Annotated in this window: 15 protein-coding genes; 7 read left to right on the forward strand and 8 right to left on the reverse strand. The window is 68.7% G+C overall.

Annotation, left to right across the window (positions count from 1 at the left end):
• The first annotated feature begins 305 nt into the window (after nucleotides 1-305).
• From FVE89_RS19395 to FVE89_RS19410, 4 genes are all read left to right on the forward strand, one after another.
• On the forward strand, nucleotides 306-3,476 hold the full coding sequence (locus FVE89_RS19395; RefSeq protein ID WP_160535807.1) for an efflux RND transporter permease subunit: 3,171 nt from the start codon (nucleotides 306-308) through the stop codon (nucleotides 3,474-3,476).
• 12 nt (nucleotides 3,477-3,488) lie between these two features.
• A complete protein-coding gene (locus FVE89_RS19400) occupies nucleotides 3,489-4,706 on the forward strand; it encodes an efflux RND transporter periplasmic adaptor subunit (RefSeq protein ID WP_160535809.1) in 1,218 nt (405 codons plus the stop codon).
• Between the two features lie 1,519 nt (nucleotides 4,707-6,225).
• A complete protein-coding gene (locus tag FVE89_RS19405) occupies nucleotides 6,226-7,935 on the forward strand; it encodes a methyl-accepting chemotaxis protein (RefSeq protein ID WP_160535811.1) in 1,710 nt (569 codons plus the stop codon).
• Nucleotides 7,936-7,970: 35 nt separating this feature from the next.
• Nucleotides 7,971-8,957, forward strand: a complete 987-nt coding sequence (locus tag FVE89_RS19410; protein ID WP_160535813.1) for a substrate-binding domain-containing protein — start codon at nucleotides 7,971-7,973, stop codon at nucleotides 8,955-8,957.
• A gap of 41 nt (nucleotides 8,958-8,998) precedes the next feature.
• Here the strand turns inward: FVE89_RS19410 and FVE89_RS19415 are convergent, their stop codons facing one another.
• The 8 genes from FVE89_RS19415 to mdcA form a co-directional block, all read right to left on the reverse strand.
• Complete coding sequence (locus FVE89_RS19415; RefSeq protein ID WP_160535815.1) at nucleotides 8,999-10,480, reverse strand: aldehyde dehydrogenase; 1,482 nt, start codon at nucleotides 10,478-10,480, stop codon at nucleotides 8,999-9,001.
• Between the two features lie 65 nt (nucleotides 10,481-10,545).
• Entirely contained in the window at nucleotides 10,546-11,529 is a 984-nt protein-coding gene (gene gmd / locus FVE89_RS19420) for a GDP-mannose 4,6-dehydratase (RefSeq protein ID WP_160535817.1), read from the reverse strand.
• 156 nt (nucleotides 11,530-11,685) lie between these two features.
• Nucleotides 11,686-12,612, reverse strand: coding sequence for an acyltransferase domain-containing protein (locus FVE89_RS19425; RefSeq protein WP_160535819.1), 927 nt, complete (start codon nucleotides 12,610-12,612; stop codon nucleotides 11,686-11,688).
• Entirely contained in the window at nucleotides 12,609-13,268 is a 660-nt protein-coding gene (gene mdcG / locus FVE89_RS19430) for a malonate decarboxylase holo-[acyl-carrier-protein] synthase (RefSeq protein ID WP_160535821.1), read from the reverse strand. The genes FVE89_RS19425 and mdcG overlap by 4 nt, the downstream gene beginning before the upstream one ends.
• An 8-nt stretch (nucleotides 13,269-13,276) precedes the next feature.
• Nucleotides 13,277-13,993: a biotin-independent malonate decarboxylase subunit gamma gene (mdcE, locus tag FVE89_RS19435; protein ID WP_160535823.1), complete on the reverse strand. Its 717-nt coding sequence runs from the start codon at nucleotides 13,991-13,993 to the stop codon at nucleotides 13,277-13,279.
• On the reverse strand, nucleotides 13,980-14,909 hold the full coding sequence (locus tag FVE89_RS19440) for a biotin-independent malonate decarboxylase subunit beta (protein ID WP_160535825.1): 930 nt from the start codon (nucleotides 14,907-14,909) through the stop codon (nucleotides 13,980-13,982). Before FVE89_RS19440 ends, mdcE begins: the two co-directional genes overlap by 14 nt.
• Nucleotides 14,910-14,911: 2 nt before the next feature.
• Nucleotides 14,912-15,220, reverse strand: a complete 309-nt coding sequence (gene mdcC, locus FVE89_RS19445) for a malonate decarboxylase acyl carrier protein (protein ID WP_160535827.1) — start codon at nucleotides 15,218-15,220, stop codon at nucleotides 14,912-14,914.
• 62 nt (nucleotides 15,221-15,282) lie between these two features.
• A complete protein-coding gene (mdcA, locus tag FVE89_RS19450; RefSeq protein WP_160535829.1) occupies nucleotides 15,283-16,929 on the reverse strand; it encodes a malonate decarboxylase subunit alpha in 1,647 nt (548 codons plus the stop codon).
• Between the two features lie 227 nt (nucleotides 16,930-17,156).
• Here mdcA and madL point away from each other — a divergent pair, with 227 nt between their 5' ends.
• The 3 genes from madL (at nucleotide 17,157) to FVE89_RS19465 (ending at nucleotide 19,178) form a co-directional block, all read left to right on the forward strand.
• Nucleotides 17,157-17,615, forward strand: coding sequence for a malonate transporter subunit MadL (gene madL / locus FVE89_RS19455; RefSeq protein ID WP_160535831.1), 459 nt, complete (start codon nucleotides 17,157-17,159; stop codon nucleotides 17,613-17,615).
• Between the two features lie 17 nt (nucleotides 17,616-17,632).
• Nucleotides 17,633-18,397 (forward strand): malonate transporter subunit MadM, encoded by a 765-nt coding sequence (gene madM / locus FVE89_RS19460; RefSeq protein ID WP_160535970.1) that lies wholly within the window; start codon nucleotides 17,633-17,635, stop codon nucleotides 18,395-18,397.
• 112 nt (nucleotides 18,398-18,509) lie between these two features.
• Complete coding sequence (locus tag FVE89_RS19465; protein ID WP_160535833.1) at nucleotides 18,510-19,178, forward strand: GntR family transcriptional regulator; 669 nt, start codon at nucleotides 18,510-18,512, stop codon at nucleotides 19,176-19,178.
• The last annotated feature ends 135 nt before the right edge of the window (nucleotides 19,179-19,313 follow it).

The raw sequence follows: 19,313 nt of genomic DNA on the forward strand, positions 1-19,313 counted from the left end.
CCTAATCGCAGCCCGTACCGTCCGTACTGCGCACTGCCACCGCAGAAACGGGGCGCGGTCGCCGTGGGGGCTGAGGCACCCGATCACGACGACCATCGCGTTATAGGCAAGGATGACCGGAAATATACTGACTCATCTTTGCGGCAAGAGTATAGAAAATTTGTCTCGCGATGTTTCCGGCCAAACGGGATGGCTTCAGCCATCAAAATGCCCGATTGATCGATTGAATTCATAATGCTGAACGCCGGCGGTGCCCGTCGCCCCGGCGGCTCCCCAACATCGCGACGCGGACAAGCCCTGAAACGATGGCTGCAATCGTTCGACTGGCCCTCCTGCGCCCCTACACCTTCGTCGTGATGTCGATCCTGATCCTGATCTTCGGGATCCTGTCGGTCTTTCGCACCCCCACCGATATCTTCCCCAGTATCGGCATCCCGGTGATCAGCGTCGTGTGGCAGTATACCGGCCTGCCGCCGGAAGATATGTCGGGCCGCATCGTGTCCGTGTTCGAGCGCTCCCTCACCACCACGGTGAACGATATCGAGCACATCGAATCCCAGTCGGTTCCGGGCTACGGCATCGTCAAGATCTTCTTCCAGCCGAGCGTGAACATCACGGCCGCGCAGGCGCAGGTCACCGCCATCTCGCAGACGCAGCTCAAGCAGCTGCCGCCCGGCATCACGCCGCCGCTGATGCTCGCCTACAACGCGTCGAGCGTGCCGATCATCCAGCTGGCCCTGTCGAGCGACACGCTCTCGCAGACGGCCCTCAACGATCTGGCCATGAACTTCATCCGGCCGCAGCTCGCCACGGTGCCGGGCGCCCAGCTGCCCTATGCCTATGGCGGCGCCGCGCGGCAGGTGCAGATCGACCTCGATCAATCGGCCTTGCACGCCCACGGCCTGTCGGCGGCCGATGTCGGCGCGGCGCTCGCCCGGCAGAACCTGATCACGCCGGTCGGCACCCAGAAGATCGGGACCTACGAGTGGATCGTCGATCTGAACGACTCGCCCAAGACCGTGGAGGCGTTCAACGACCTGCCCGTGAAGGTGGTCAACGGAGCCGTCGTATTCATGCGCGACGTCGCGCATGTCCATAACGGCTCGCCGCCGCAGACCAATGTCGTCCAGCTCGACGGCAAGAAGGGCGTGCTGATGTCGGTCCTCAAGATCGGCAACGCCTCGACGCTCGACATCATCGCCGGCGTGAAGGCGCGGCTGCCGGCGATCCAGGCCACGCTGCCTCCGGGCGTCGATCTCAAATACGTCGCCGATCAGTCCGGCTTCGTGAAGGATTCGGTGGTGGCCGTGGTGCGGGAGGGCGTCATCGCGGCCGCGCTGACCGGGTTCATGATCCTAGTCTTTCTCGGCAGCTGGCGCTCGACGCTGATCATTACGGTGTCGATCCCGTTGGCGGTGCTGTGCTCGCTGATCGCCCTCTCGGTGCTCGGTCAGACCATCAACGTCATGACGCTCGGCGGCCTCGCCCTCGCCGTCGGCATCCTGGTCGACGACGCGACCGTGACGATCGAGAACATCAACCGGCACATGGAGGAATTCGGCGAGGACATCGTCACGGCGATCACCCGGGGCGCCCAGGAGATCATGCCGCCGGCCACCATCGCGCTGTTCTGCATCTGCATCGCCTTCGCGCCGCTGCTGGCGCTCGGCGGCGTGGCGGGATTCCTGTTCAGGCCGCTGGCCATGGCGGTGGTGTTCGCCATGATCGCCTCCTACGTGCTGACCTACACGGTGGTGCCGACCCTGGCGCGCTACCTGCTGGCCAGCCACGCCCACGGTCACGCAGATCATGCCGCGCCCGGATTCTTCGGCCGATTCCAGCGGGGCTTCGAGCGCCGCTTCGAGAGCCTGCGGCAGGGCTATCTCGGCTTGTTGGCCCTCGCCCTGGCGCATCGGCGCGTCTTCGCCGGCGGCTTCCTCCTCGCCGTGGGTCTGTCCTTCGGGCTACTCCCCTATCTCGGCCGGGACTTCTTCCCGTCGATCGAGTCCGACGCCCTGCGCCTCCACGTCCGCGCGCCCACGGGCACGCGCATCGAGGAGATGACGGCGCTGACCGGGCGGATCGAGGCCCGCATCCGCGCCCTGCTGCCCGCCGGCCGCGTCACGAGCGTGGTGAACAACATCGGCCTGCCGATCAGCGGCATCAACATCTCCTACGGCAACAGCGGCACGATCGGCACCTTCGATGCCGACATGCTGGTGACCATGACCGAGGGTGAGGCTTCGCCTGCAGAACTCACCCGTGAGCTGCGCGCACGCCTGCCGCTGGATTTCCCCGGCGTGACCGTCTCGTTCCTGCCGGCGGACATCGTCAGCCAGATCCTCAACTTCGGCTCGCCCGCGGCCCTCGACGTGCAGATCGCCGGCGCCGACACCGAGGCCAACCGCGCCTACGCCTACACGCTGCTGTCACGGATCCGGCATGTGGCCGGCGTCGCCGATGCCCGGATCCAGGAGCAGTCGAAGAACCCGGCCTTGCACGTCGACTTCAACCGGGCGCTCGCCGGCGTCGTCGGACTGACGGAGGGGGATGCCGCGACCAGCATCCAGGCGAGCCTGTCGGGCAGCACGCAGACGGCGCCGACCTACTGGCTCGACCCACGCAACGGCGTCTCCTACCCGGTCTCGGTCCAGACACCCCAATACGCGATCGACACGCTCGGCGACCTCAACAATCTGCCGATCACGGCCGCGCGCTCCACACAACTCCTCGGCGGCCTGTCGACGATCGCGCCGGAGCCGCTGAGCGCCGTGGTGACGCATTACAACGTGATGCACACGGTCAACATCCTGGCCGCCGCCCAGAGCCGTGATCTCGGCGGCACCGCGGCCGACATCCAGCAGATCATCGACGCCACGAAGGACGCTCTGCCGAAGGGCTCGACCGTTTCGGTGCGCGGCCAAGTGGTCACGATGGCGAACGCCTATCGGGATCTGCTGGTCGGTCTCGGCTTCTCGATCGTGCTGATCTACCTGCTGATCGTGATCAACTTCCAGTCCTGGGTCGATCCGTTCGTGATCATCATGGCGCTGCCCGCCGCGCTTGCCGGCATCGTCTGGATGCTGTTCGTGACGCAGACGCATGTCTCCGTCCCGGCACTCACGGGCGCGATCATGTGCATGGGCGTGGCGACAGCCAATTCGATCCTCGTCATCAGCTTCGCTCGGGAACAGCTGGCCGCGGGCCTGACTGCGCGCGACGCTGCCCTGGCGGCGGGCGCGACGCGGCTGCGGCCGGTGATCATGACCGCGCTCGCCATGGTGATCGGCATGCTCCCGATGGCGATCGAGCCCGGCCAGAACGCGCCGCTCGGCCGCGCCGTGATCGGTGGCCTGCTCTTTGCCACCACGGCGACGCTGTTCTTCGTCCCCGTCGTCTTCAGCATCGTCCACGGTCGTGCCCGGACCCGGAACGATGCCGCCCTCTCCGGTGCCCTCCCCTCCCCGTCCGTCTGAGCTGGATCATCCATGGATTCCGTCGAGCCTCCGAAGCCCAAAGCGGCGAAGGTCGTCGTGCTCCTGTGTGGGGTCGGGGCCGGAGCTGCGGCGCTGGCCTATCTCGGCATCGCCGATCGCGCGAAGGGGATGCAGGAGATCGTGGCCTGGACCGAGAAGCAGGCCATTCCGACGGTACGGGTGATCCAGGCGCAGCGTGGCCCCCGGGATCAGGACCTGACGCTCCCCGGCACGCTCAACGCCTTCTACACCGGCTCGCTCTACGCCCGTGCCAGCGGCTACGTGACGGCTTGGCACAAGGATATCGGCGCGCGCGTGCGCAAGGACGAGGTTCTGGTCGACATCTCGGCCCCCGACCTCGACCAGCAGCTCCTGGAAGCGCGCGCCACGCTGGTTCAGCTTCAGGCTGCGGTGCAGCAGGCCCAGGCAAATGCCGATCTCAGCGAGGCCACCAACAAGCGTACCGCCCGGCTCGTGACTCAGGGCTGGTCCAGCGAGGAGCGGGGGGATACCGACCGCTTCACCGCGGCCTCGCGCATGGCGGCTCTGGCCATCGCCAAGGCCAATCTCGTGGCCCAACAGGCTGTGGTCAGCCGCCTGGAGGAGCTGACGCGCTTCAAGCAGATCAAGGCGCCCTTCGACGGCGTCGTCACCGCCCGCGCGGTCGATCTCGGCGATCTCCTGACGGCCGGGGGAACCTCGGGCCGGCCGCTTTACAGAGTGTCTGACATCCACCGGATGCGCGTCTTCGTGAACGTGCCGCAGGCGTTCCTGGCGGTGATGAAGCCCGGCCTCAAGGCGTCGCTGCATGTCCCCGGCCAGGAGGCGTCCTTCTCCGCCGAACTCACCTCGACGGCCAATGCCGTCACGGAGGAGTCCCGGCAGGGTCTGGTCGAGCTGCAGGCGGATAATCCCGATGGCGCCCTCTGGCCGGGTGCCTTCGTCGAGGTGCAGTTCCACATCCCGTCGAGCCCCGACACCCTGCGGATCCCCGCCACCGCACTCCTGTTCAATCGCAACGGCACGCAGGTGGCCGAAGTCCAGGACGATCACACCGTGGCGCTGCGCACGGTGAAGCTCGGTCGCAACCTCGGCAACGAGGTCGAGATCCAGAGCGGGGTGACGCTGACGCAGCGGCTCGTCGACAACCCGCTCGAATTCCTGAAGTCCGGCGACGTGGTCCGGATCGCGGGCGAATCCGCCATCCCGCGGACGGCTTCGGCCGAGTGAACCGCCGCACGTTCGGTCGATCCGGCCGGAACGACATATGTTGTGTCTGCCGTCGGATATACCTTCGGCTTGGCCCGGAACATGGTCATCATGGCTCGGTTTTCCTGAATAATACACGAGACAATCTCGTATATTTGGCATCGGGAATCGGTCATGAACGCTGGATTTGTCCGCGCACGCGTTTGCACCGCGCTCCTGCTCACCGCCGCCATCGGTAGCGCCTCCGCCCAGGCCGCCGGTGGTGATACCGGTGCGGGTGCAAGCGGTGGTGCAGATCGTGGTGCGGGTACGAGCGGCGGACCGATTGGTTCGACGGGATCCCGGACCGGAGGCCCGACGAATGCGGGGCGCAGCGGGACATCGGGCGATCACGTCGGGCCGGGCACGACCGACCCGCGCGGGACAGGCGGTTCCATGGGCGGCGGCGCCGGCAGCCCGACCGGCACGACCGAGCGGTAACGCGCGCCGCTCGGCTTTGCCGCCGGTCGGCTGTTGCAGCGCGGTGATCCAGCGCCGGATCTCGCTCACGGTGTCGGTCGGCCGAACCGCATATCTGCCTGCGCGGCGGACTGGCCGGTCGCGGCGAGCGGTTGCTCATGCGGGTCCGGGCAGGCTTCCGCGGCGTCCTGCCGGATCGGCGCGGGGCTGGCGGCTCCCCGAAACCGCCCAGCCGCTACGACAGGCGTCAAAGGGCTAGGGCGACGCCTGCGGCCGCACAGGGGTCCGCGCATGCCGCCAGCGCCGGGGCCTGCCGGGACCCTTGTCCGGGATCCGCTAACCCGTCCTTCGGCCCTCGCCTAACCGTGGCCGCCCGTGATGTGGAGGGAGTGCAGGCGTGGCGGATCAATCGGTGCGGAAGGCGGGTCGGCTGAAACGGCTCTGGCCGGTTCGCGCCGCGGCGCTGCCACCGGCGCCGCGAATTCCCGCGCCGGCCGCTCCGGCGGAGCCTCCGCCGCTGCGGAGCCTGACCGCGGGTGAGTTGATCGCCATGGCCCGTCAAGCCCGAGCACGACGCGATGCCGGGGATCCGCCTCGATCCGCCGACGTTTCCTAAGCGAAGAGGCACGTCGCCGGGAGTTGGGCTGTGGGGCTGCTCGCGTTCATTGTCTTCGTCTGTCCCTGGATGGGCATCGCAGGCCTGCTCTGGCTGAGGCACCGGCAGGCTCGACCTCTCTGAGCGCGAGGGCTGAGCCTGGCTGGCGGCGGCTGCAGATCGATGCGGCGCGAGTCGGCCCTGTCAGAGAACCCGCTCTATTGGAGCTGGATTTCCGGGATCATAGTTCCCATCCCGAATCGGTCCGGGTCAATTTTCTTCGATGAAAGTTATTCATTGCAGATCGGGTCATTTTCCTCTCTGATAACGACGTAATATGAAGTCATAAAACGTAGTATTTCCATTTCGTGTGCCGACTTCGAGTGGTGATCTGTAGAAATCAACCCTCGAACGGAGCCGGAAAAATTTGATTCTCTCGGCCTATCGCGATAAGCGCAGGCACGACAAGACGTGGAATCATTTCGGATGGCGTCCCCCGAGCACGGCCGCGCGCGACAATCTACGATCAACCTGCGGTCGATCATCATCGGCTCCGCGATCGCGCTGTTTTTCATCTCCATCGGAATCGGCACGTTCGCGGTCTTCCGCATCGGCCTCATCAACGAGACCAATCGGTCGATCGCCGGCGAGGTTCGGGCCGTGACGATCCTGGGCACCATGAAGCAGCTCAGCCAGGAACTGCGTGCCCTCGACGTCCTGGCTCATCACGCACAAACCGACGCCGCGCGGCAGGATTTCCGCACCCGGATCGGCAAGGCGCAGGAGGCCTTCTCGGGGGCCTGGAGCGCTTACGCGCCCACCGTCATCGGGGCGGATGAGCAGCGGCTCGCCCACAGCCTGCGCGAGGCGTGGCAGCACTTCCTCGCGGTTGAGGCGGAGGCCGCGGCGCTCGACCGGGCCGGCGAACGCGAATTGGCCGACGTGGTGTTCGCCACCGCCCTTCAGAACGACGCGGCTGTCTTCAGTCAGGCGGTCGATACCGTTCTGGGCTACCGTCAGGCCCGGGCCTTCGAACAGACCGCGATGGCGGATTCGGTCGGCGATGCCTCCCGGATTGCGGTGATCGTCGCGGTCGCGGTCGCCGCCGTCCTGACGCTCGGAATCGTCTGGTTCATCCTGCGCCGGGTCGCGGCACCGATCGCCCGGATGACCCGCGCGATGGAGCAGCTCGCCGAGAACGACCTCGCCGTCGCCGTCCCCTCCGACGCGCGGGGCGACGAGATCGGCGCCATGGCCGGTGCGCTGCGGGTGTTCAAGGACAACATGCTGCGCAGCCAGGCCATGGAGGCGGAAGCCGCGCAGCTTCGCGCGCAGGCGGACGAACAGCGCCGGACGGTGATGCGTGAGATGGCGCAGAGCTTCGAGGCCTCCGTGGGCGCCATCGTCGGCACGGTCACGACGGCGGCCGTCGAACTCCGCGGGTCGGCGGATCAGATGAGCCGGGTGGCAGGCGAGACGGCGAACCAGTCGACCAGCGTGGCCGGCGCGGCCGAACAGGCGCAATCCAATGTCCGGATGATCGCCGCGGCGGCCGACCAACTCGGCACGTCGGTTCAGGAGATCGGGCGGCAGGCCGAGAAGACCGCCGCGATGGCCAACGGCGCCGCCGCCGACGCGGCGCAGACCACCGGACTGGTCCAGGCGCTCAACGGTGCCGCCGAACAGATCGGGGACGTCGTCCGGATGATCGCCAAGATCGCGGCTCAGACCAATCTCCTGGCCCTCAACGCGGCCATCGAGGCGGCCCGGGCCGGCGAAGCCGGTCGGGGATTCGCCGTGGTGGCCGCCGAGGTGAAGGTCCTTGCAGGGCAGACCAAGCAGGCGACCGACGCCATCACGCGCCATGTCGACGTGATCCAGGGCTCCACCGCTTCGGCGGTGGCGGCGATCACGGGCATCACCACCCGGATCGAGGACATGAGCCGGGCGGCCGCCTCCATCGCGGCGGCCGTCGAGGAGCAGGGCGCCGCCACGCAGGAGATCGTGCACAACATCACCCAGGCTGCGCAGGGCACCGGCGAGGTCAGCACGCACATCGCCGGGGTGGCCGGCACCGCCGAGAAGGCCGGGACGACGGCCGACACGGTGCTGACCGCCGCGAGCGCCCTGTCACGCGATGCCGAACGCCTGGGCGCCGAGGTCGCCCGCTTCCTTCAGACGATCCGCGCCGCCTGAGACCGCGCCGGACCAGACACGCCGGACCCGACATCATGAACCGATCACCTTGGACGCGTGCTCCCATCCGGATCCGCTCGGCTCTCCCCGCCGCATCCGACCCGGTGCGGTGGGCGATGGCGGCGCTCCTCGCCATCGTGGTTTCGGGATCGACCATGGCGGGGGCGACGACCCTCGGCGTGACGATGATCCCCCCGGTCGCGTTCACGCAGCTGCTGCACGATCGGATTGCGGAACACGCCAAGTCCCGCGGCGTGGCCGTCCAGTTCGCCTATGCGCCCGAGCGCGCGGGCGATCAGCAGATCGCGCAGGTTCGGTCCTTCATCGACGCGAAGGTGGATGCGCTGCTGGTCATGCCGGTCGATGCGGCGGCGAACGCCACCATCACCCGGCTCGCACGGGAGGCCGATATCCCGCTGGTCTACTTCAACAACGGGCCGAGGGAGGACTGGTTTCCCGGGCGCGTGGCCTTCGTCCTGCCGAACGATCTGGTCGCGGGGCGCCTTCAGATGCGCAAGCTCGCACAGATGCTGGACGGAACCGGTTCCGTCGCGATCCTCTCGGGGCATCCGTCGCATTTCGGATCGGTGTTGCGCACGCAGGGCGTGAAGGAGGTGATGCGCGAGTTTCCGAATCTGCGCCTTGCCGCAGAGGCCCCGGCGGATTGGGACCGCGCGAAGGCCCGCGCGATCGTCGCCGGATGGCTCGCCCAAGGCATGTCGATCGCGGCGATCGCCGCCAACAACGATGAAATGGCGCTCGGCGCCGCCGAAGCCGTCGAGGCGGCGGGCATCCCGGCCGGACGCATCCTGATCGGCGGCGTCGACGCCATCCCGGATGCCATCGCGGCGATGCAGCAGAAGCGCCTGGCGGTGACCATCCATCAGGATGCCGCGATCCAGGGCGCCAAGGCGGTGGACGACGCCCTCGCGCTCATCCGGCATGAACCGGTGCAGCAATACGATTGGGCGCCGTTCGAACTGGTCACCGATCGGATGTCCACCGCCCACTTCGCCAAATAGCCGAGGGCGCTCCTCTGTCCGGGGAGCGCCCTCGGGCCCGCTCAGCGCATGACGAACGGGTTTTCGGGCGCGTCGCGGCTGGTGGAGATCCAGACGCTCTTGGTCTCCAGGTATTCACGGATCGATTCGAGGCCGCTCTCGCGACCGATGCCGGAGCGCTTCATGCCGCCGAACGGCATCATGTAGCTCACGGCCCGGTACGTGTTCACCCAGACCGTGCCGGCCCGCAGCCCCTTCGATAGGCGCATGGCCCGGCCGATATCCTGGGTCCAGACGCCCGCGGCGAGCCCGTAGATCACGTCGTTGCCGATCTTCAGCGCCTCGGCCTCGTCCTCGAAGCCGATGATCGACAGGACCGGGCCGAACACCTCCTCCTGGGCGATGCGCATGTCGTTGGTGACGCCGGTGAAGATCGTCGGCTCGACGAACTGGCCGCCGAGCACCCCGGGTCCGGAAGCGGGATTGCCGCCGAAGACGCAGCGGGCACCCTCGCTCTTGGCGAGCGCGATGTAGTCGAGAACCTTGGCGTATTGGGGCGGCGTGGTGATCGGGCCGATATTGGTGTCGGCCTGCATCGGGTCGCCGAGTTTGGCGGTGCGGGCGAGTTCGACCAGCCGCTCGGTGAATTCCTGGCGGATGCTGTTCTGCACCAGCAGCCGCGAGCCGGCGATGCAGGTCTGCCCGGTCGCCGCGAAGATGCCTGAGATCGCGCCCGCGGCCGCGGCCTTCAGGTCGGCATCGGCGAACACGATGTTGGGTGATTTGCCGCCGAGTTCCAGCGACACGCGCTTGATCTGGCGCGCGGCCGCCTCGTAGACCTTGGCGCCGGTGACGTCCGAGCCCGTGAAGGTGATCTTGGCGACGTCCGGGTGCTCGACGATCGCGCTGCCCGCTTCGCCGCCGAAGCCGGTCACGACGTTGAACATCCCGTCGGGCAGCCCGGCCTCCTTGGTCAGACGCGCGAATTCGAGGGTGCTGGCGGAGGCGAACTCGGAGGGCTTCACCACCACGGCGCAGCCGGCCGCCAAGGCCGGGGCGCATTTCCAGGCCACGAACAGCAGCGGCGAGTTCCAGGCGGTCAGCGCGCCCACGACGCCCACCGGCTCGTGCCGCGTGAACGCGAAGGTCTCGGGCTTGTCGATCGGAATCTGCGCGCCCTCGACCTTGTCGGCGAGGCCGGCGTAGTACCACCACCATTCCGGCTGGTAGCGGGTCTGGCCGTACATCTCGGCGAAGAGCTTGCCGTTGTCGCGGACCTCGACTTCGGCCAGCGCCTTTGCCTCACGCTCGGCGAGATCGCCGATCCGCCGCAGGATCTTGCCGCGGGCCGAGGCGGTCATGGTCGCCCAGGGGCCGTCCCACATGGCGCGCTTGGCGGCCGCTACCGCGCGGTCGACATCCGCCCGGGATGCGCGCGGGATCCTGGCCCAGGGCTCGCCCCGATAGGGATCGATCGACTCGAACCAAGAGCCTTCGATCGGGTCGACCGACTGGCCATCGATGTAGAGCTGATAGGTCTTCACAACGCGCCTCTCCGTCAGCGGATGCGCGTCATATGGACCGGATTCGGGCGGTGCGCGAGGGCCTGTCAGGCGTTGGCGGAGAGGCGCCTGATATCGGCGTCGACCATCTCGGTGATCAGCGCTTCCAGGCTGGTCTGCGCCTCCCAGCCGAAGGCCGCCTTCGCCTTGGCGGGGTTGCCCAGCAGGACCTCGACCTCCGCCGGACGGAACAGCGCCGGATCGATCACCAGATGGTCGTCGATGTTCAGCCCGACATGCTTGAACGCGATCGCGCACATGTCCCGCACCGTCGTGGTCCGCCCGGTGGCGATCACGTAGTCGTCCGGCCGGTCCTGCTGCAGCATCAGCCACATCGCCTCGACATAGTCCCGGGCATGGCCCCAGTCGCGCTTGGCGTCGATGTTGCCCAGCCGCAGCTCCTTCTGCCGGCCCAGCTTGATCCGCGCCACCGCGTCCGTAACCTTGCGGGTGACGAACTCGACGCCCCGCAGCGGGCTCTCGTGGTTGAACAGGATGCCGTTCGAGGCGTGCAGCCCGAAACTCTCCCGGTAGTTGATCGTCATCCAGTGCGCGTAGAGCTTGGCCACGCCGTAGGGCGAGCGCGGGTAGAACGGCGTCGTCTCGCTCTGGCGCTCCTCCTGGATCAGCCCGAACATCTCCGAGGTCGAGGCCTGGTAGTAGCGCGCGTGCGGGGCGACCGAGCGCAGGCATTCGAGCATGTGCGCGGCGCCAAGCCCCGTCACCTGCCCGGTCAGCAGCGGCTGCTGCCAGGACGAGGTCACGAACGACTGGGCGGCGAGGTTGTAGATCTCGTCGGGCTTGGCGGCCTGGACGATCCGCAGCAGGGCGGAGAGGTCGAGCAGGTTGCCGTCGACCAGCTCGACATCGTCGAGGATGCCGAGCCACTTGAGCCGGTGGTCGAACACGCCGGCATGGCTGGAGCGGCGCACGATGCCGGTGACCGCGTAGCCCTTCTCCAGGAGCAGCTGCGCCAGATACGCCCCGTCCTGGCCCGTCACCCCCGTGATCAGCGCGCGCTTGCCCGTCATATCCCCGTCCCGTCCCGACAATCCCCGGCTGCTACGACCCGGGCGGCCCGCACGTCAAGGCGAGGGCGTTGCCGCGCAACAGCTTGGCCGGCGGAAAGAGGCGCAGGATCGCAGCCGCCGGGCGAGGCCGGCATCGAGTGCCCGGCGCGCCGGTGCCTATGGTCGGCCCACCCAGTCGCTCACGCCCGCGATCGTCCGGAACTCCTCCAGCGCATGAACCCGGGCTTCCGGCAGCGCGGACCTGGCCATGGTGGCGAGGGCATGTCCGGGGCCGAGTTCCAGAACCTGATCGGCTCCGTACTCGCGGCAGGCCTCCAGACAGGCCGCCCAGTCGATCGCGGTTGAGATCTGCCTCGCCAGCTTGTCCATCCCGTCTTCGCTGCGGAACACGAATGTGCCGTCGAGCCCGCTCACAAGGCGCGGCGACCCGGGCGGCGGACGCCGAACGGCCGTCTCGTTGAGTGCGGTGCGGAACGCCGCCGTGGCCTCGGCCAGCAAGGGCGTGTGCGACGGCGTGCGGACCGGAAGGAGTACGGCCCGCTGTGCTCCGCGCGCGCGCGCCGCGCGACACAGCGCCTCCAGCGCGTCGCACGCGCCCCCGACCACGCCGCTATCCGGGGCGTTGCGGATGGCCAGATGGCACCCATGCTGCTCAGCCAGCGCTTCGAGCGCGACGAGCCCGAGGCCCCGGACGCCCGCGAGCCCGAACCCGGCGCCGGTCGCCGCATCCATGGCCTCCGCCCGCCGCGCTGCGAGCGTCAGCACGTCGTTCGGCTCGAACCGTCCGGCGACGCCCCAGGCCGCGAGATCGCCGATGCTGTAACCCGCCACGATAAGGCGGCCGGCTCCGGCGGCACCCAACGCCCGCCAGCCGGCCAGGGCTGCCACGCAGCACAGGATCTGACCGGTCCGGTTCTCGTGCAGGGCGCTGCCGCCCGCGCGCACGACATCGCGCGGGTCGGCACCATCGAGGAGTGGCTTGGCGGCCGCGAAGATGGCCTGGGCCTCCGGGTGGTCGGCCGTCAGGTCGAACATGCCCGGATGCTGGCCGCCCTGGCCGGACAGGAGCAGCGCCAGCGTCATGGGTTCACCGGTTCACGCAAGCCGGCGACGGGCCTGAGCGTGACGCCGTCGAGGCCCTTGGCCAGGACCGACCCGCCCTCCGCCGCGTCGCGCAGTTCGCGCCAGTGGAGGCCAGAGCCGTTCGGAAGCAGGATCTCCCCGTCGATGCGCATCGGAGCCTTTCCCGCGATGGCGTCGAGGCCGTCGAGCAGACCGACCGGAACCGGCTCAGGACAGGGCCAGAGCAGATCGAGATCCGAGGCCGCGCTGAGATAGGTGAGGCCGGTCACGGCCTGCCAGAGCAGGCTGCCGAAGGGGCGCGGCACGACGCCGTGGTCGCGTCCGAGCGCGAGGAGCGCCGCGAGCGTCGGGCGCCAAGCCACCGGGGCGTGATCGCCGGCCTCAGAGAGATTGGGGGCCGTGATCGGCGTCAGTGCGGCGGCCGGAAGAGCGAGACCGATCCGCCGCTTGCCGTCCGCGGGCGGCATCGGCAATCCGAGCGGGATGAGTGCGCTGCTTTCCCCCGGCACGCGCCGCCGCACGATCAGCGGGCGGCCCGCTTCGGCCCATTCTCCGAGATGCCGCAGGCCCGCGAGATCCGGCCGGGTCTCCAGCCATGCCGCCCAGGCTGCCGGATCGACCCTGACGAGATCGTGCCGCCCAGGAGTCTCAGCCAAGGCCGGCCTCAGCTGCGCCGGGCCTGATCGATGACGGCCCCGGCGACATCGCGTGCGACCGGGCGGCCACCGCGCTCGGCACCGAGGCGGTCCCGGGCGTCGCCCGGTTCCATCCCGGCGATCAGGTCGCGGATCTGAGCATCCAATGGTTTGCCCGGGTCGAGCACGACGTGAACCGCGCCGGTCGCCACCATGTTGTCGAGGCCCGGGGCGAAGACCGGCGTCGATTTCGCCATCTCCTCGAGCTTGTCGAGGGGCAGCTTGGTCACCCGGGCGACCGAGGGCAGGTCCATCACGCTCGGATTGGCCCCGGGCAGAGCCGCCAGGATTCGGGTCGCCAGCGCCGTCGCGATGAAGGCGCCCGCGGCCGAGTGGCCGTAGATCAGCCCGATCGTCGGGTGGCCGGACCGATCCGCCAGCAGCAACGCCTTGGCGAGATGGGCCAGGCACTCGTTCAGCCCCAGCAACTCGTCCCGCCGGCTCATGCGCTGGCTGTCGGAATCGACCGCCACCAGGATCGGCCCCCGATCGCCCGCCCGGATGGCGTCGAGCACGGACCGCGACAGGTGAAGCGCCCCGTCGACCCCGAGCGGCGTATCGCCGTCGATGCCGACGACGGCGATCCGGCCTTCCGCGAACGGCCCGCTCCCGCTCACCAGCCCATCCCTGACCGTAACGTCATGGCCGTCCGGAAAGAGCGAGGCGAGGATGTCAGCGAGCGTCATGGTCCGCCTCCCGCACCCGGGCCACGGTCGCGTCGAACGCGTCCGTATCCATCGCCGGCACCGCTTCCGGGTCGTTGACGCCGAGCCGCCGCCAGAGATCCGTCGCGTCACGGCAATCGCCGAAGCGCGCGATCCGGTCCTCGAGCCGCGCCTGCTCGGCCGCCAGGGTTTCGAGATCGAAGGCCGGAGCCCGGCCGATCAGATCGAGGGCAGCCCGCCGGAAGGCCGAGACCGTATCGGCGCAGAAGGCGTCGGCCCCGCCGGTCAGACGGCGGTGCTTGCCGCCCATCGTCCGCCACACCAGTGCCCGGTCGCGGGAATCGAATTCCTCCGCACCCTTGTTGGTCTCGATCACCTCCGGTCCGGAGACCGAGATGCGGCCGCCCTCGGAGACGGCGAGCCGCGAGCAGGTGCCGGCGATCAGACCGCCGCCACCGTAGCAGCCGGCCCGGCCGCCGATCAGCCCGATCACGGGGATGCCGGCCGCGCGGACCTCCACGATCGCCCGCATGGTCTCGGCGATGGCCGTCTCGCCGGCATTGGCCTCCTGCAGGCGGACGCCGCCGGTGTCGAACAGGATCAGCACCGCCCTGGGCTTCAGCTCCAAAGCGGCGCGCAGCAGACCGACCAGCTTGGCGCCGTGAATCTCGCCGAAGGCGCCGCCCATGAAGCGGCCCTCCTGGGCGGCGATCAGCACCGGAGCGCCGTCGAGGGCCGCGCGGCCGACCACGATGCCGTCGTCGAAGGCGCGCGGCAGGTCGAAGAGTGGCAGGTGCGGGCTCATCCGCCGCTCGGTCGGCGGCAGGAATTCCTGAACCGTGCCCGGGTCGGCGAGCGCCACCACGCGCTGGCGGGCGGTCGCCTCGTACCAGCTGAGGGCGTCCGGATCGATACTCGCGGCGCGGTCGCCAGCCATGATCAGGCCTCCATCAGCCGGGCGCCCTGGAGCAGGCGCAGCGACACGGTATCGGGGCGGGCGCCGCCGTCGTTGATGCTGATCCGGATGCCGCCGGGCTGCGCCCGGGCGACGAAATCCGCGACCACCGCCTCCCAGACGTCGCCGTAGCCGGCAATCGGCGTCTCGACGGCGACCTCGCAGGTGTCCGGCGGCAGGACCCGCTCGAGGAGGACTTCCAGGTTGCCGGAGGCGACAACGCCGGTGAGCGCATTCGGCACGGAGCCGGACAGCGGCTTCTTCGTGGTGTGGCGGAAGGTCAGGGATTCCATCCGACTGTTCCTTGAAAGGCGCCTCTCCTCCCCCGCGGGGAGGGGAACTCTTGCGATCGGATTTACCAATTCCGGAACTTCGCCGGCGGCTCGTAGAGGCCGCCCGACCAGTGCACCAGATCCTTGATCGACTTTGCGGCCAGTAACGCCCGGTCGGCGTCCAGCGGCTCGATGCCGAGATCTTCCGGCCGGCGGATGATGCCCCGGCCGCGCAGCTCTTCGACCTTCGCCCGGTCACGGCCGCGGCCGACCTCGGTATAGCCGGCCACCCCCCGGATCGCCTGCTCGCGCTCGTCGGCATCCCGACAGAGCAGGAGGTTGGCGATACCTTCCTCGGTGACGATGTGGGTGACGTCGTCGGCGTAGATCATGACCGGCGCCAGTTCGAGGCCGATCTTTTTGGCGAGTTCCAGCGCGTCGAGCTTCTCGACGAAGGTCGGCACCAGCTTGTCGCCAAAAGTCTCGACCAGCTGCACGACCAGCTTGCGCCCGCGCATGAGCGCCGGGTCGCCGACGATCAGCCCCTCGCGGCCCGCCTTCATCCAGGCATCGGACGGGTGCCGGCGTCCGTGGGGATCGGAGCCCATGTTGGGCGCGCCGCCGAAGCCGGCGACCCGCGACTGCGTCACCGTCGAGGAATGGCCCATCAGGTCGATCTGGAGCGTCGCGCCGATGAACATGTCGCAGGCGTAGAGGCCGGCCGTCTGGCAGAAGGCGCGGTTCGAGCGCAGGCTTCCATCGGGGCCGGTGAAGAAGATGTCGGGCCGCTCGCGGATGTAGCGATCCATGCCGACCTCGGAGCCGAAGCAGTGGACCTGCTTCACCCAGCCGGACTCGATCGCCGGAATCAGCGTCGGATGCGGATTGAGCGCCCAATGGGTGGCGATCTTGCCCTTCAGCCCGAGCTTTTCCCCATAGGTCGGCAGCAGCAGCTCGATTGCCGCCGTGCCGAACCCGATCCCGTGGTTGAGGCGGCGGATGCCGTATTCCGCATAAATCCCCTTGATCGCCATCATGGCGATCAGGATCTGGGTCTCGGTCATGGCCGCCGGATCGCGGGTGAACAGCGGCTCGACGTAGAACGGCCTGTCGGCCTCGACCACGAAATCCACGCGGTCGCCGGGGATGTCGACCCGGGGCACCCGGTCAACGATCTGGTTGACCTGCGCGACCACGACGCCGTTCTTGAAGGCGGTCGCCTCCACGACGGTCGGCGTGTCCTCGGTGTTGGGGCCCGTGTAGAGATTGCCGTCCCGATCGGCCGAGACGCCGGCGATCAGCGCCACGTTGGGCGTCAGGTCGATGAAGTAGCGGGCGAAGAGTTCGAGGTAGGTATGCACCGCGCCGAGTTCGATCTGGCCGCCATACAGCATCTTCGCGATGCGGGCGCCCTGCGGGCCGGAATAGGAATAATCGAGCCGCCTGGCGATGCCGGTCTCGAACACGTCCAGGTGCTCCGGCAGCACGATGCCGGACTGGACCATATGGAGATTGTGGACCTTGCCGGGATCGCAGGCGCTGAGGCCGCGGGCGAGGCAATCGGCCTGTTTCTGGTTGTCGCCTTCGAGACAGACGCGATCCCCGGGCCGCAGGATCGCTTCGAGCAGGTCGACCACGGCGCTGGCCGGCACGATTTTGCCTTCGGCATGGGCGCGCCCCGCCTCGATGCGAACATCGCGGGCCTGCCTCTCGCCACGCCACTCGGTCATTCGCGCGCTCCTCGTGGGTATGCCGGATTGTAGATAGCGCGTGAAGTGGTATTTTCAAACCGACTGTTATCACGGTTTCGTATACGGGATTGTCAATCTGTCAACATCCTGCATACTCGTCGAAACGGCCCATGCGCCGCATCGGGAAGGAGACGCTCCATGTCGAGCGGGTCGAGACAGGCGCCGTCATGCGCCCGATTTCCGGCCGTGACAGGGGGACAACGTTCATGATTGTCCTCGGTGTCGCGCTCCTGGCCGCCTGTACGCTGATCGGCGTGTATCTCGGCGACCTCCTCGGCCTCCTCCTCGGCGTGAAGGCCAATGTCGGCGGCGTCGGCATCGCGATGATCCTGCTCATCGCGGCACGTCTCTGGCTCTCCCGGCGCGGCCGCCTGACCAAGGGCGTCCAGTTCGGCGTCGAGTTCTGGGCCGGCATGTACATTCCGATCGTGGTCGCCATGGCGGCCCAGCAGAACGTGGTCGCCGCCATGAGCGGCGGGCCGATCGTGCTGATCGCCGCGACGGGCTCGTTGGTCCTGTGCTTCGGCGCCGTGGCCCTGCTGAGCCGGATCGGCCGCCGCGATCCCGGCAGCGCTACCGTCGAGCATGGCGGCTCCGTGATCGAGGGGGATGCGGAACCGGCGGCAATCGGTCGGCCCGCTGTCTCTCAGGCCGGACGGGAGTAAGCGCCATGGACCACACGATCTGGCACGGCGTCGAGCACGTCTTCGTCGAGCAGAGCCTCGTGGCCGCCTTCGCGGTGGTCGGCGCGCTGATCCTCGTCTCGAACTACGCCGCCAAGCACCTGACCAACGGGCGGGTCCACGGGTCCGCCATCGCCATCGTGCTGGGCCTCGTGCTGGCCTATGTCGGCGGGCTCTATACCGGCGGGAAGAAGGGGCTCGCCGACATCCCGGCGCTGGCCGGCATCGGCCTGATGGGCGGGGCGATGCTGCGCGATTTCGCCATCGTGGCGACGGCCTTCGAGGTGGACGTCATCGAGGCCCGGCGGGCGGGCCTTCTGGGCGTGCTCGCCCTGGCCCTCGGGACGATCCTGCCCTTCATCGTCGGCACGCTCACGGCCGTGGCCTTCGGATACCACGATGCGGTCTCGATCACGACGATCGGCGCCGGCGCGATCACCTACATCGTCGGCCCCGTGACCGGGGCGGCGATCGGCGCGGATTCGACCGTCATGGCCCTCTCGATCGCGACCGGCGTGACCAAGGCCGTGATGGTGATGGTCGGCACGCCCCTGGTGGCGCGGCTGATCGGGCTCGACAATCCGCGCTCGGCGATGGCGTATGGCGGGCTCATGGGAACCGTCAGCGGTGTCGCCGGCGGACTCGCCGCGACCGATCCCAAGCTGGTCCCGTATGGCGCGCTCACGGCGACGTTTCATACCGGCATCGGATGTTTGGTCGGGCCGTCGATCCTGTTCCTGGCCGTGCGGGCGCTGGTCGGCTGACCGATGTTCCGGGTGCGTTGAGCCCCACGATCCGGTGGATGAGGAGGGAGGACTGCTTCGTTTGCCCCATGGACTTGAAGCCGCGGCCCGCGGATTGGTCTAGGATCGGCGGATGCACGGCGACTTTCAGAAGATCGACACCGGATTGCTGTCGGACCGGATCCGCGATGCCCTCACCGACGCCATCGCGTCGGGCTCGATCGCGGCCGGCACGGCCCTCGACGAGCAGAACCTCGCGCAGCGCTACGGCGCCTCGCGCACACCGGTGCGGGAGGCCCTTCGGCAGCTCGCGGCCTCGGGGCTCGTGGAGATCCGGCCCCGCCGGGGCGTCGTCGTCGCGCGGCTGACGCCGCAGCGCATCGCCGACATGTTCGAGACGACTGCCGAGATCGAGGCGATGTGCGCGCGCCTCGCCACCTATCGGATGACGCCCCTCGAACGGGGCCAGCTGATGGAGCTGCACGCGGAGTCCGCGATCGCGGTCCGGGACGGCGACCTCGACGCCTATGATCGCTTCAACCGCGCCTTCCACGAGGCGCTCTACACGGCGACCCATAACGGCTTCATGGCCGATCAGGCGCTGGCAATCCGCGAGCGGCTGGCCGCGTTCCGCCGGACGCAGCTGCGCCATGCCGACCGGATCCGCCGCTCTCACGACGAGCACGGCGAGATCCTGACGGCGATCGCCGAGGGCGACGGCGAGACGGCCGCCCGGCGGATGCGGGCGCACATGCTGCGGGCCGCGGTGGCGCTGGGGCGGTACATCGCGGAACACGGCTGAAGGCGAGGCATCGGCGGCCCTGCGAGGCTTGCTGCACGTGCCAGCACGTCCGGTCCAGGGGCCGCACCGTTCGAGCCGCCGAGATTTCGACGTCCGCAGCCGAGCGTTCGTCGCAGACGGATCGATCGCCGAAGC

This window comes from Methylobacterium sp. 2A (assembly GCF_009806555.1).
Taxonomy (GTDB): domain Bacteria; phylum Pseudomonadota; class Alphaproteobacteria; order Rhizobiales; family Beijerinckiaceae; genus Methylobacterium.